13 protein-coding genes and 1 pseudogene are annotated in these 13,693 nt (G+C 36.0%); 4 read left to right on the top strand and 10 right to left on the bottom strand.

What is annotated here, in order from left to right:
- Nucleotide 1: 1 nt before the first annotated feature.
- A complete protein-coding gene (locus tag M948_RS38890; protein WP_021291978.1) occupies nucleotides 2-1,627 on the bottom strand; it encodes a sensor histidine kinase in 1,626 nt (541 codons plus the stop codon).
- Nucleotides 1,628-2,086: 459 nt separating this feature from the next.
- Between M948_RS38890 and M948_RS38885 the strand changes: the two genes are divergently transcribed.
- The gene (locus tag M948_RS38885) at nucleotides 2,087-2,512 is read left to right on the top strand and encodes a hypothetical protein (RefSeq protein WP_021291977.1); all 426 of its coding nucleotides are present in this window, start codon (nucleotides 2,087-2,089) and stop codon (nucleotides 2,510-2,512) included.
- A 417-nt stretch (nucleotides 2,513-2,929) separates the two neighbouring features.
- On the opposite strand, the gene M948_RS0122200 is transcribed toward M948_RS38885, so the two are convergent.
- The 6 genes and pseudogenes from M948_RS0122200 to M948_RS38860 all read right to left on the bottom strand — a co-directional run bounded on the left by M948_RS0122200 (nucleotide 2,930) and on the right by M948_RS38860 (nucleotide 7,881).
- Nucleotides 2,930-3,640 carry a nucleotidyltransferase domain-containing protein gene (locus M948_RS0122200; RefSeq protein ID WP_231378709.1) on the bottom strand — a complete coding sequence of 237 codons (711 nt, stop codon included), beginning with the start codon at nucleotides 3,638-3,640 and terminating at the stop codon, nucleotides 2,930-2,932.
- A gap of 235 nt (nucleotides 3,641-3,875) precedes the next feature.
- Nucleotides 3,876-4,194, bottom strand: a pseudogene (locus M948_RS38880) (M24 family metallopeptidase); the annotation flags it as partial.
- A gap of 198 nt (nucleotides 4,195-4,392) precedes the next feature.
- Complete coding sequence (locus M948_RS38875; protein ID WP_021291973.1) at nucleotides 4,393-4,986, bottom strand: YdeI/OmpD-associated family protein; 594 nt, start codon at nucleotides 4,984-4,986, stop codon at nucleotides 4,393-4,395.
- A 303-nt stretch (nucleotides 4,987-5,289) separates the two neighbouring features.
- Nucleotides 5,290-5,601, bottom strand: a complete 312-nt coding sequence (locus M948_RS38870; RefSeq protein ID WP_021291972.1) for a hypothetical protein — start codon at nucleotides 5,599-5,601, stop codon at nucleotides 5,290-5,292.
- A gap of 293 nt (nucleotides 5,602-5,894) precedes the next feature.
- On the bottom strand, nucleotides 5,895-6,179 hold the full coding sequence (locus M948_RS38865; RefSeq protein WP_021291971.1) for a hypothetical protein: 285 nt from the start codon (nucleotides 6,177-6,179) through the stop codon (nucleotides 5,895-5,897).
- A 271-nt stretch (nucleotides 6,180-6,450) separates the two neighbouring features.
- Nucleotides 6,451-7,881 (bottom strand): alanine/glycine:cation symporter family protein, encoded by a 1,431-nt coding sequence (locus M948_RS38860; RefSeq protein WP_021291970.1) that lies wholly within the window; start codon nucleotides 7,879-7,881, stop codon nucleotides 6,451-6,453.
- A gap of 469 nt (nucleotides 7,882-8,350) precedes the next feature.
- On the opposite strand from M948_RS38860, the gene M948_RS43280 reads away from it, so the two are divergent.
- Nucleotides 8,351-8,515: a hypothetical protein gene (locus M948_RS43280; RefSeq protein ID WP_021291969.1), complete on the top strand. Its 165-nt coding sequence runs from the start codon at nucleotides 8,351-8,353 to the stop codon at nucleotides 8,513-8,515.
- A 109-nt stretch (nucleotides 8,516-8,624) separates the two neighbouring features.
- Here the strand turns inward: M948_RS43280 and M948_RS38855 are convergent, their stop codons facing one another.
- Together M948_RS38855 and M948_RS38850 are read right to left on the bottom strand one after the other, a co-directional pair.
- Entirely contained in the window at nucleotides 8,625-9,845 is a 1,221-nt protein-coding gene (locus M948_RS38855; RefSeq protein WP_021291968.1) for an amidohydrolase, read from the bottom strand.
- Between the two features lie 23 nt (nucleotides 9,846-9,868).
- A complete protein-coding gene (locus M948_RS38850; RefSeq protein ID WP_021291967.1) occupies nucleotides 9,869-11,092 on the bottom strand; it encodes an amidohydrolase in 1,224 nt (407 codons plus the stop codon).
- A gap of 125 nt (nucleotides 11,093-11,217) precedes the next feature.
- On the opposite strand from M948_RS38850, the gene M948_RS38845 reads away from it, so the two are divergent.
- Both M948_RS38845 and M948_RS38840 read left to right on the top strand, forming a co-directional pair.
- On the top strand, nucleotides 11,218-12,102 hold the full coding sequence (locus tag M948_RS38845) for a LysR family transcriptional regulator (protein ID WP_021291966.1): 885 nt from the start codon (nucleotides 11,218-11,220) through the stop codon (nucleotides 12,100-12,102).
- Between the two features lie 139 nt (nucleotides 12,103-12,241).
- Nucleotides 12,242-12,796: a GNAT family N-acetyltransferase gene (locus tag M948_RS38840; protein ID WP_021291965.1), complete on the top strand. Its 555-nt coding sequence runs from the start codon at nucleotides 12,242-12,244 to the stop codon at nucleotides 12,794-12,796.
- A gap of 98 nt (nucleotides 12,797-12,894) precedes the next feature.
- Here M948_RS38840 and M948_RS44055 read toward each other — a convergent pair whose 3' ends face one another.
- The gene (locus M948_RS44055) at nucleotides 12,895-13,344 is read right to left on the bottom strand and encodes a helix-turn-helix domain-containing protein (RefSeq protein WP_021291964.1); all 450 of its coding nucleotides are present in this window, start codon (nucleotides 13,342-13,344) and stop codon (nucleotides 12,895-12,897) included.
- Nucleotides 13,345-13,693 lie beyond the last annotated feature (349 nt).

The raw sequence follows: 13,693 nt of genomic DNA, 5'->3' as shown, positions 1-13,693 counted from the left end.
TTCATTTCTGATTCTTCGGTAAGCTAACGGTAAAAACAGTTCCACTATCCACAGAGGTCTCGATCTCAATCGTTCCTCCCAGCTGTTCAACCTCATCCTTGACATTGGATAAACCATATCCCCGCTGTTTTCCTTTTTCAGATACTCCTTTTTTAAAAAGCATTGGTAATTTATCCTGATCTATTCCTCCACCGTTATCGGCAACTTCAAAAATAATATCTTTCCCAATATCTGTGACAAAAAATGTTACTTCCCCATTATTTACGTGTGACACCGCTTCGAATCCATTATCTATTAGGTTGCTTAGAATAATTAATAATGGGTGTAATCCATAGTACTCAGGAAGCGGTGATAAGGAAGAATTCGTATCTATTGTAAGTGACACCCTTGATTCCGAGGCTTTTGCTAACTTGCCTAGGAGTATCGCTTGGATTTTTTCATCTTCAATCTGATTAAATATAATATCCGTATTAAACTCTTGAATCTCTACTTCTTGTTTAATAAAAGAAATCGCTTCATCCAAGCGGCCAAGTTCAATTAATCCAAGTAAAACATACAGTTTATTGGAAAATTCATGTGTTTGTGCACGTAAATCATCCGAATAACGTTTGACTTCCGAAAGGGTATTGACCATATCTTTTATTTCCGTTTTATCTCTAAAACTAGCAACTGTCCCTACTTTTTTGTTCCCATCAATAATTGGCTGTGAGTTTAAAATAATCGTCTTACCATTAAATTCTAGTTCTACATCATGATTTTCATGTGCAGACGTTAACAATTCAATCACATTATTAGAGGAAAATACGGCATCCAAAGGTATGCCTTTCTTATAAAGATCAATGCTTAACATCTGTTTTGCCGACATATTTAACATGGTAATTTGATCATTTGAATCGATGGCTAGAATTCCTTCTTTTACAGATTGTAAAATTGCTCCTCGCTCTTTGTATAAAGCAGCAATTTCAGCCGGTTCCAATCCAAATGTATCTTTTCTAATACTTCTCGCTAGCATGACTCCCCCAAAGCAACCACCAGCAAGCACAATCAATGATATAATCAGGATATTGCGAATATCTGTAATAATATCCGCTTTAATCTCTTTCATTTGAAAAATAACGGAAATGGCACCTTCCACCTTTATATAGGATCCATAATCAACATAAATAGGAGCAATCCCTAAGAGTAGTTCCTCTTCTCCTTCACCTAGCATTTTCGTATAAGCGCTTCCAAACATAATTGCTTGATAGGTCTCGTCACTCTTTGAAAGCTGTGAAACAATCGAAGTAGAAACATTATGAAAAATCAACCCATTTCTATCTTCAATCATAATCCCCGTCGCATTGATTTCTTCCCGTACTTGATCCGCAATTCCTTTGAGCTTCGGCTTGGTATCCCTCTCTATTGCTGTCGCATAGTCTTGTATCACAGGCATATAGGATAATGTTTTTGCCGTCTGCTCCGCACTATTTTCTGCTTTTTCAATTTCTTCCCGAAGCTCCATTATACCAAATATCGTAGAAATTAATGCAATGATGAAAACAAGCAGGGAAATTATTAGTCCAAGTATCTTTGTTTGCATCGATACATGCAATCCTTGCTCAATGGTTTCTTTCAATTTTCGTAACATGGCTTTTACTATCCTTCTAGCTTTATTGTAATCACATATGATGATGTTTTTCTTATTATATCATAGACTATTTTATTGTTGCTTTATATTAAATAGCGATATAGATAATCACTAGAAATGCTGGAGAAGCCATAGGATATCTTTACGTTTATCTATCATCATAGTTATTCTTAGAACAAATTAGTTTACTAATTAGCCCTGATAATAACGATAATCCTACATACAGTGTTACCTAAAACCAAGGTAGATTGAAACATTGTGGACGAGATATAACCAGCTATTGCAACGATTAGTGGTGTGATATAACTATTTTTAAAGACATAGTATCCTGCCCTCCCTTTCGTAACTAATCTTTTAGCTTTTTAGTTTTTTCCTCGTCTTTACAATAAAAAAGCGAGTATGTTAGTGAAACGTAACAGAATCATACACGTCTATTTTAATATAAGGGGGCTTATTAGGATGGGGAAACATGTAATTCCATGTATTATATTGTTTTCATTTTTGATTCCAACTATAACATCCTTCGCAACATCATGGGCTTATCCATTTGTCGTGTGGGATGGATCGATTTATGTAGTTAGCGATGAATACATAACTCAAATACATAAAGAGATTGGGGAAGTTACTATGTATTCTGATATGGAACAATACTCCGGGAACTTTTCCAATGTGTATGAAAAAGGTACCAAATACTATTCTATTGAGGGTATTAGCACAGATAAGGCTATAGCTATTCAAGAAAATAATGGTAAATTTAAAAAGGCTATCCGAGAAGCTGCGTATCCATACGAGGAAATAAGTGCTGCTCCAACCATAGGTTTAATGATTTTGTCGCTAATAATATTGACTAGTATCTATTTTGTTAAAAACAGAATAAACAAGTGATTTTATTACTACTATCGAAAAAGATGATCCCCACTGATCATTGAGATAGAAAAGGTTTTACTATTATTTTACTACTAACGTAAAGTCATTTTCTCTCTTTGAAACTATCAACTCTTTGTTTTGCACCTCTTTTGTGCTACTTCCAATCTTCTCCAACAATTAAAATTGCTGTTGTTTTTCCATCCTCATTGGTAGGATCTAGATTCATTCCTTTTCCCCCTTGCTTGGTCTCACAAGACTTATTGCTGCGTCCCCCAACGGAATCTGATCCTCATTAACAACAAAAAGTTACTTCAACTTCTGCATTTTCACTAGATTGTTCTTCTTGACAACCTATTAAAACGAAAATAGCAAAAGCAAAAAAAAAGAACAATCTCATCATTTATCCCTTCCAACTTGAAATAGTATCAATTTATTTTATAAATAAGGAATACGGGCTTCATATTCAAAGTTTTCAGTAACCCAGCTGCCCTCGCTCTGAAATAACTCTAGTACTGGTTCTCGGTTGGTTGGTGACTCTTCTATCCAGTTCTGCAAGGTGTGAATAATAGGTTCCTTATGTGGCAAGTAATTGATAATAACCTCAGACTGCTCATGAAGGCGTGTCGTCCAAATCTGAGATCGTTCCATCACCATAGAATAGTATGTTCGAATGAGCTTACGAGCAAAGTTTTGTATAAGTGTTTTAAATTCCTTGTTGGAAGCTACTTCTAACCGGTTTATAGTCCGAGTAAAAACATCGCGAATATCTCCATTAAAACTTACAGCTATTTCAGATGTGAGTTTGTAAGGGCCGAACCGTTCGCGAAGATCTTCTCCGTGGACACAAACACAGATTTCCTTTAAAAATGCTTGTTCATAGTAATTCTCCGGATTAATCACGTAATCATAGTTTGCAACAGCTAAGCCAACTTCGCGAACCAGATAATTATATCGTAGAGACAACTCTTTAGAAAGGCTCTTTAATTCCATCGACGCTTCCGTTCGCAGCACACCATTGAATATAACTAAAAGGTCTAGATCTGACTTAATCGCCACAGCTTCGCCTCTTGCAACGCTGCCATATACATAGACACTATGTAGTAAATCGGGGAATACCCTTCCTAGTTTCTCAACAGCCTCTTTAATGCATGGAAAGTAGACATTATCAATTTTGTCTAGAGAGACGTCACTTATAATGTAACCATCTCTGTCTAACCCATATCCAGCTTGTAGACCTCTGATTTTAATCTTCCTCCTTTAATTTTATCGATACGATGATGGAACCCGTTAGAAAATAAACTAGGCTACAGTAGTAATGATGGGCTGATCCCTTGTAATAATTATTGTATGTCAGATGCGTTAAAGTAGGTTTGTACGGAGGCAGTTGAAAAGAATGTCCTGCATCAGCAAAATAACCTCCAAGTTCAGCGGAAACATCAATATTAATTAAGTCACCTTCTTGAATTTTCCGATTCCCTGGAATTCCATGGGCAATTTCATGGTTAATACTTATGCACGTATTACCAGGAAAAGTTGTCTTTGGTGCAGATACAGCTCCGTGGCTTTTTAATCCAATATCATCTAATTCTTTAGTCGTCAATGCCGACACATGTTTGGCGTTTCATCTCCCTTATAGTCGCTGCAACGATTTTTCCGATTCTCTTTAATCCTTCAACCTCTTTTTCACTTTCAACTGTCATATTCAAACCTCCCATTTTGTATTTTTTATTATCTATTAAATGGTCCAATAATTTTAATTTAGCAATATTCCTTATTCATACTATTCGTTAAGTAACTTATTGTTCAGTAAATTGCCCTATAATTAAATTATGATAAAAAAGAAAGGAAGTGATCCATTGAAAAGTCTGATTCATTTATTTATGCTTTCACTGACACACTTAATCATGTAATCCCTTTCTATTGAGAATTTGCTGCATATATTTTTCAATCCTAGATGCTCGCGTTTTGGATTGCTTGGCCTGTGAGAAATAAATTATGTACGCTCTTTGCCTCCCAGGTGTCAATTCTTCAAAAGCATTTTTCAGGGCAGGGAATTCTTTGAATTTATTTTGAAGTTCTTCAGGAAATTTTAATTCTTTCTTTTGTTTAAAATTCACTTGCAAACCTGCTTTATCGATCTCAATGGCTTCATGAATATAGGATTTCAAAACGGGTTCCAGCTCAACTATTTCTCGAACATCTGTAAATCGAATTTGACGTTGCGCCTGCGAATTCTCCCCGGGTTTAATTAGAATTCCCTTGGCGTCATGTAACAAGCTGCCTTTGAAAAACATTAGCGCACAATAGTCTTTAAATCCTTGTATTATAACTATGTTACTATTCTGGAACGTATAACATGGTTTACGCCACTTCAGATCTTCGGTTAGCCCACAGTTGAGAATGATCATTCTCAGTTTTTCCGTTTCTGCCTGCCATTTTTTAACCTCACTTAAATACTCATCAACCTTAGGATTTGTTCTACTATTTGTCATTAAGGCACCTCTTTTTTACTTTTCTTGTAGCTAACAGTTAAGATTTATTATTTCAATTCCCTCCAAACCCTTTCTGTTTTTTTGATTTTAAACCATCATTCGTTTTGATCTCTAACTCTTTGTGACCAACCAGTTAAAAAGAAAATTGCTATGCCAATCAGTAAAAAATATAAATACTCTTTTTCTTACTCTTCTTACAAGTATTTATGAAAGAAACAATTGTATTCCCTAAGAACCTTAACAGCAGGATAGCCCTACATAATAAGAAAAATAACTAATGACCTCCCTCAACGACTGTGTTTGTTATCCAGTACTGTTATTCTGTTTTCTTTTTTGCTTTAAAACTACGATACTGAATCCGATTACTATAAATGTGATGCAAACTAATATGCCCATATAATCTCTATATAGCTGCAATGAAATTTCTTGAATATAGCGATGATAATATTCCATCAATAACCAACCGGTCGGGAAAATAGGGATCGCATTCTCAGCTGCCTTCATTAGTATTTGTTTACCACTTTCATCTTTCGATTCTTTACTCCAGGAAAATTTAAAAAAGACATAGATAGCTACCAAAAAAATAGGTAATAAGAATCCAATAAATAAAGACATTCTATGCTTCTCCTCTCAAATAAATATAATAGGAAGTAACGAAATCAACCGCTTTTCCAGTCCATGAATTAAAGAAAAAACTTCCAACCCATAGCAAAAATGCAATTTAAATAACTATCATGCAAATTCTAGGATAAAAGTTTTCTCTCCCGACATAGATGTAGTATGGCTTTTAAAATTCATACACTCCTCAAAGGATTAATCAGAGGAAAAAATTCCCCATGATGACAATGCTTCTTCAGAACATCCTTGATCAGTATTTAAAATAATAATATTAAAATATTGTCCCCGAATCAAAGGTTTTCTGCTTTCTCTTTTTTGAGAATACCAACCGCAAGCATCATCAATCCTATGATAAAGATAATGGAAAAAATATACCACATGATCAATCCAGCCCAACCATTTTTAACAATGGTCGCATAGGTTAACCCAATAGCAAAAGACAAGGATTCGGAAATAGGTACCATCAAAGCGATGCCCCAAATCTTATATTTGCTATTTCTAGACTTATCTCTGCTTAGAAGATAAGCTATCATAGCAGCTATACATGCAACTCCATATCCAACAACGAATACCATTTTACCATCTCCAAACGCTACTTGATGTTATAAAATCTACACATGTTATAGTTAATTGAACATGGAGCAAGAATAGCTATGTTCATCTGATTCATTTTTCTTCTTGGTTCGCAGTAACATGAACTTATTACCAAATTATGTAACAATTCTCTGGTTCATAATAACATATATATCACATTAATCATGATTTTTATTGAACAACCTTGTTGCAAGCAATATCTCCTCACATTAAAAACAAGACCGTCGTGATCGTCACGACGGTCTTGTTTAACTAAACCACTTTCTTATGTTTTACATTTTCAAAATCGAGTCTTTCCCAGGTTACTGCTTCTTCAATGCCAAGCTTCCTTGGTTCAAATACTGGTTCAACGTTCGCTTTTCGTTGTTCCATATAATCTGCGAAAACCTTGTAGACCACTTTACTTAATCGTATTACCGCATACATATTAATCATTGTCATTAATCCCATAAACACATCAGCAAGGGCCCAGACCAGACTAAGACTTGCTATCGAACCAAACATTACCATTCCTAAGGTAGCTACGCGATAGACTAAAATAGCGGTAGGATTTTCTCGAATAAACTCAATATTCTTTTCTCCATAATAATAACTTCCAGCAATCGAGCTAAATGCAAATAGAAAAATGGCTAATGTTACAAATATACTTGCCCAGCTACCAATTTGCTGTGTTAAGGAATCCTGAAGCAGCGTTATTCCCGCTTCACTTCCAAACTCAGCAAGATCCGATACTAAAATAATAAACGCTGTAGCGGTACAAACAACAAGGGTATCAAGGAATACCCCTGCCGCTTGAATAAACCCTTGTTTTACTGGATGAGACACATGCGAAGAGGCTGCTGCATTTGGCGCACTTCCCATGCCAGCCTCGTTGGAAAATAAACCACGGTTTACTCCTTGCATAATCGCAGCGCCTATTCCACCGCCAATAACCTGTTCAAAACCAAAGGCATTAGAAATAATAAAAGCCAAAATATCAGGTAGTGCAGTAATATTCATTGCCACAACTACAAAAGCGATTAAACAGTAAATCCCTGCCATAATTGGGACAACGACACTAGAGAAATTAGCTACGCGATGGACGCCACCAAATATAATAAGTGCAGAAATAATAACGAGGCCAAGTCCCACTGCGAATGTTGGTATATTAAAGGTAGAACTAATTGCTGCAGCAATTGTATTACTTTGAACCGAATTAAAAATAAGACCGAATGTAACAGCGATTAGGATAGCAAAAACGATTCCTACCCTCCGTTGCTTAAGCCCCTTCTCGATATAGTAAGCTGGCCCACCCCTAAAGGCATCCTTACCATCACGTATCTTATACACTTGAGCTAACGTACACTCAAAAAAGGCAGTTGCACCACCAACAAGTGCAACAATCCACATCCAAAATACTGCTCCAGGACCACCCATGGTTATTGCCACAGCCACCCCTGCTAAATTACCAGTACCTATTCGAGTTGCAGAGCCAATGCAAAAAGATTTAAAAGCAGAAATCTCTTTCCCATTTTCACCAGGTGTCTTTTCAAATAAAACACGAAATGTTTCCTTCATATACCTAAACTGAACAAACTTCGAAAAGATTGTAAAAAATAATCCTGCTCCTAATAAAACAGGAATTGTTAAATATGTAGACAGTATACCGTTAACCTGTCCAATAAACTCCATGATCTGATCCATTCTTCCACCCCTTCTTTTTTATTCATTTTTCTGACTATTGCTGTTTCAAGTTATCATGTCGTATATATCCTAACAACAAACTGGTTAGATTATCTGCCAATATAAAAGATCCCGATCCATCATCGAGATCACAATAAATCTATCTTCTCTTTTTAAAAATCATTCCAAAGTCAAGATCATCCTCACAAATAAAAACAAGAAAATTAATATCGATATAAGATTGATAAGCTTATTTGGGACCCTTACAAAAGTTAGGAACAAACCACTTATTATTGCGAAAATAAAAGGGATAAAAAGAATTTTAAATATGCCCCACCATATATAATCTAATGCAGGTTCTAAAGGACTAAAATCTATACTCAAACAATCAGCTCTCATTTATTTATCGGATGATTAGAATAAATATATAGTTTTACTGTTACATAGTCGGAACTATGTTATTATTAATAAATGATTGGAGCGTGAAATCTTGGAAATTCTTATTACTATCATTTTAATTATAACGATTTTTGGATCCATAGCCGCTTGGTTAAATACGAAAGTAATATTAAAGGAACTCGAACTAATTAAAGATAAACTTGAAATTACGGATAGGGAAGAATCTTCCTTTTTGAAAAATGACCTTGATACATAATTAAAAGACCCCAATAGTCTTGAAATAGAAGATATTTATTTTAATTGAATTTACTTAAAAATAATTTATGCGGTTTTCTGACCACCTAAATCCTTCTATCGACCCCTTATTAAAATGAACCCGAAACAAATTCACCTTTAAATACTGTAGCTTTTCGTTTTGCTCTTCTCGCAATAGCTTCTGCTGAACAGGACGCGTCTACCAAAACAAGACTAGCTTCATCTCCTACTTTTGGCCAAACCTGTTGACCCTCCCTGTTTAATGGGGTCACACCTCCTGTTATGAAGGAGAGTGTTTGAGCTAATGACCGTTCATCTACCCATTTAGAAATTTCTGCTAATCGACTTGCACGCTCTAATATATCGCCATTACCAAATGGGGACCAAACATCAAAAATATTATCACAGCCAACAGCAACTTTTACGCCATGTTCATGTAATAGTTGAACTGGTGGGAATTTGCGGTTAATAGGCACACTGGTAATAATGGATATGCCCGCATCAGCTAATAGATCGGCCATTTCTTCTATTTGAGAAGTAGGTATTTCTCCAAGTCCAAAGGCATGACTAATCGCAACCTTCCCTTCTAAATTAGCTTCCTTTGTTAACGCAGCTAATCTTTTCATTGTAAATATTCCTAAATGGTCTGGATCATGCAAATGAAGATCGATTCCTACGTTCTCTTCTGCCGCGATCTTCACCATCTCTTGTAAAGATGTTTCTATGTCCTCATCCACTGTGGCAGGATCAACTCCACCTATTAGCGTTGCACCCTTGTGAACAGCTTCCCTAACTAAATGCTTGGCTTCTGATCGTAATAGCCCATGTTGAGGAAAGGCAACCAATTCATACGATAACTTTCCTTCATATGCTTGTAATGCCTTTTGCACTGCTTCTAAATTCTTTAGACCTACTTCCGGATAAATATCTACATGTGTTCGCACATGTGTCACACCAGACTGCATATATGTTTCAAGTAATTTTTCCGCCCGAGATTGTGTCGATGTTTCCAACGAGGGTAGGACCTGCTTCTCAATTTCAAATCGTTCAAAAATACTGGATGTTGGAATGACAGGACGCCAGTTTTCTCCCAGCAGCGTTTTATCTAAATGACAATGCTTTTCTATGAAAGATGGTAATACTAAAAATCCTTTTCCATCTTTCTTTGGGACATCATCTGTGAGCATCTCGTCTGCCGATAATACCTTGCTAATCTCTCCATCCTTTATAAATAAATGAAATACGCCCGTTTTCGTTCCGATCACATCTCCAGCACTAAATCGAAACTCTGTCTCTAGTCGAACATTTGTTAACCAAAAACCAGCATGCATCTAAACATCCTCCCTATATAAAATTATTTATCTTCGCTTACGATTTTTCCTTTGAAAAAGACCGCATTCCTTGGCGACCGCCTTGCCACTGCTTCAGCAGTACAGCTGGCATCAACTAGAACATAATCAGCAGCATCACCAGGTTGGGGCCACATGAACTCCCCTTGTTCATCTAAGGATGTTACCCCTCCTGTAATATATCCTAACGCTTGTCCAAGAGATCGTTCATCACTTAAACCAAAACGTTCAGCTAACCTCCCTGCTTTTGCCAAGCTATCTCCTTTTCCGAAGGGGGACCAATGGTCAATAATACTATCATCGCCTAGGGATACGCTTACTCCTTTTTCCTTCAATAATGGGATTGGAATGGTTTTCCCCATAGGAACCGTTGATGTAATAGAAATGCCATGGTGAGCGAGTAATACTGCCATTTCTTCAGCTTCCTGGCACGATATGTCAGCCAAAGCATAAGCATGACTGATATTAACTCTCCCCTGCCACCCTGCTTCTTCCGTAAGAGCGATTAATCGTTTCATCGTAAATATCCCCAGATGACCTGGTTCATGTAAATGAAGATCGATACCTTTATTATTTTCAACAGCTAATTCCATCGTTTGTTGTAAGGATTTTTCAATATTCCCATCAATGGAAGCTGGATCAACTCCACCTATTATTGAAGCACCGTTTTGTAAGGCCTCCCTTATATATGAATAAGAACCGCTACGTAGCAAGCCCTGTTGAGGGAAAGCAACAATTTCTAGATTAGCCTTTTCTTTATAAGCTTCCTTTGTTCGTACAGTAGCCTCCAGGTTCTTCATCCCTTCTATAGGACCGACATTACAATGTGTTCTTATGTTAGTTGTCCCTGCAGATAGGAGCAAATCGATAAGTTTCTTTGCCCTGTCTTCAGCAAAGGGCTGCATTTTTGGAAGCAATTCTTTTTCTTCCTCTAGTCTTGTAAAAATCCCTTGTGTTGGAACCGTTGGTGCTTTCCAAGGTCCACTATAGAAGGTTTTATCAAGATGAATATGCATGTCTCGAAATGACGGAAGTAGCAAGCAACCCTTTGCATCTTGCTTAGGGAGATGATCTTCTATAGGTTCATCAGCCAACACCATCTCTGCAATCTTTCCATCTTCCACACGAATATGAAATTGTTCGGTATTTGTTCCAGTGACGATATCATTATCATATTGGTAACCGACCTCTAATCGAACATTTATTAACCAGTATGGTTTGTGCTGCATGTGGATCCCCTTTCTCTTGATTTTTCATTCCTATGTAACTATGCTATCATGAGATTTCTTATATCAAAAATATAAATAAACTTAATTTTACTAAAGTTTTTCATATATTAAAGGAGTGAGTCATCTTGGATATAAGGCAATTACGCTATTTCATCGCGATCGTAGAAGAAAGAAAAATATCGGCAGCAGCAGAAAGGCTTCATATTTCTCAACCACCTTTAAGTCAGCATTTAAAAGCAATGGAAGATGAACTTGATTGCAAATTAATAGAAAGAAGTGGAAGGTATTTAGAATTAACGGAGTCTGGTAAAGCTTTATATACGTATGCTTTGCAGGTGACACAGCTAATGGAAGAAGCAAAAGTGAATGTAAAAGAAGTCGGACATGGCGTAAATGGAAGATTAACACTTGGCATTAATACATTTTCAGTGGCCGAATTACCGGAAATACTACATCAATTTAGAAGCAGATATCCGAAAGTCACTTATAAGATCCAACAAAATGAATCGGCTCATCTTTGCCAATTAGTAAAGGATCGAATCGTTGAGCTAGCAATAATTCGATTACCATTAGATTTGGATGACTTTTCCGTTCTCCATCTTCATACAGAACCATTTTACTTTATTACATCCAACAAACATAAACCTTTTCAACATACCCATGAGGTAAGTCTTGAAGAGATTCATGATTTTCCGCTTGTTCTGCCTAGTACAAAAGGGTTGGGCGTACATTATTTAGTTCTTGAGGCATTTTCAAAAACAAAGCGAAAACCAAATATAATTGGGGAGTGTTCAGACATTACGCTATTAATGGACCTCATTTCATCTGAATTTGCTGCTTCCATCGTTCCAGAAACTTTGTTGAAACGACACAGTGGATACCCGATTCACATCTATAAGATTTCCGATCAAGCAAACGTAAAAGGATCTATAGGATTAATTTGGCTTAAAAATCATCACTTATCTGCCGCCGCAGAAAACTTTGTCGAATTATTAAAAAAGGCATATTAAATTGCTCTAGCTACATTCATATTTTACTATCATCCAAGAACTTTGTATAATCAAATTAGCTTACAAACAGAAGGGATTGAATCATGCACGGATATCAATATTTAAAACCCATATTCATTTTATATTGGAGGAATAAGTATTGATTACAACTTTACGGACCAATAGACTTCTTTTAAGGAAAATCTCAGTTAATGATTCATCCATGCTATTTCGAATATGGTCTGATCCAGAAGTGACTAAATTCATGAATATAAGTAGTTTTACGGATGAAAACCAGGCAGTAGAAATGATTCAATTCTTGAATCAATTGTATAAAGATAACCAAGCTATACGTTATTCCATAATTGAATTATCTACAAATCATATTATTGGAACATGTGGCTTTAATTCCATCGATCAAGAAAACAACAAAGCAGAAATTGGGTACGAACTTGCAAAAGAATTTTGGGGGAAAGGTTACGCTAAAGAAGCCATTAGTAAATTGTTACAGCTCGCATTTCAATCTATCAATCTTAATCGAATTGAAGCTAAAATAGATCCTGATAACTTAAATTCCATTTCCCTTATAGAAAAACTTCAATTTACGTTTGAAGGCACCCTTAGACAGTATGAGAAAGATGACGGGAAATATATAGACCTAAATCTATATTCAAAACGTAGATCAGATCACCTTAAATCGCCTATATTTGAGTAAAATATAGGCTTTTTTGTTATTAACTCACGGAATCCTTTTATATTTGCAAATAAGATTAGTAAAAAGGGCAAGATGAGATGATTCTTGCCCTTTGTTTGTTATTTATACTTTTTGCTTAATATACTTCCGCCAATCCAGCCTACAGTTGCCATACCAAGCGGCAGATAATTTGACACATTGGAGGGAACACCATGTATATAAATATCGGTATTCATATATGTATTTACTCCCAGCACAAACCATTTTATCATGATAAAGAAACCACCCAGAATCAATAATGCTTCAAATAACTTTTTTAAATTTGGATAGGCTAAATTTTTACTATCATCTATAATTTTATTCTCCAACCTCTCATCACTTCTTAAAAAATCATCAATCGTTATACCAAACAAATCACTTAATTGGATAATCAGCTCAATGTTTGGAAAGCTTTTTCCGGTTTCCCATTTAGATATAGATTGCCTCGAAACATGAAGCTTGTCTGCTAATTCACTTTGAGACCAACCTTTTAACTCTCTTTCAATTTTTAAACGCTCTTTGAAGTACAATGATAAACACTCCTCCCTGACACCTATCTTTGTAGAAAATAGTCTAAATGTAAAGCGAATAAACAGAACCATCCATGCAACGAATGGTTGCACTCTATCCATATCAGGCATTTGGAAATATAGCATTCACTAAGGAACGCGGTGGTTTAAACAACAACCTCACTCGTGGAAGATAATTTGTTGCTCTTCTTATTAAGTGATTAAAAAACGTTTCCCACCAAGTGAGAAACGTTGATATTTCGGCATAGATAAGATTCAAAATAATCAAAGGAGTATACTGGCATATTCACACCACCCAATTAACCTCTAACTTTTCTTACCTCCAGTCAAGTGTTTTACACAATTTATT

This window comes from Virgibacillus sp. CM-4, assembly GCF_000445495.1.
Classification (GTDB): Bacteria; Bacillota; Bacilli; order Bacillales; family Amphibacillaceae; genus Virgibacillus; species Virgibacillus salexigens.
This window is presented reverse-complemented; position numbering and strand designations above follow the sequence as displayed.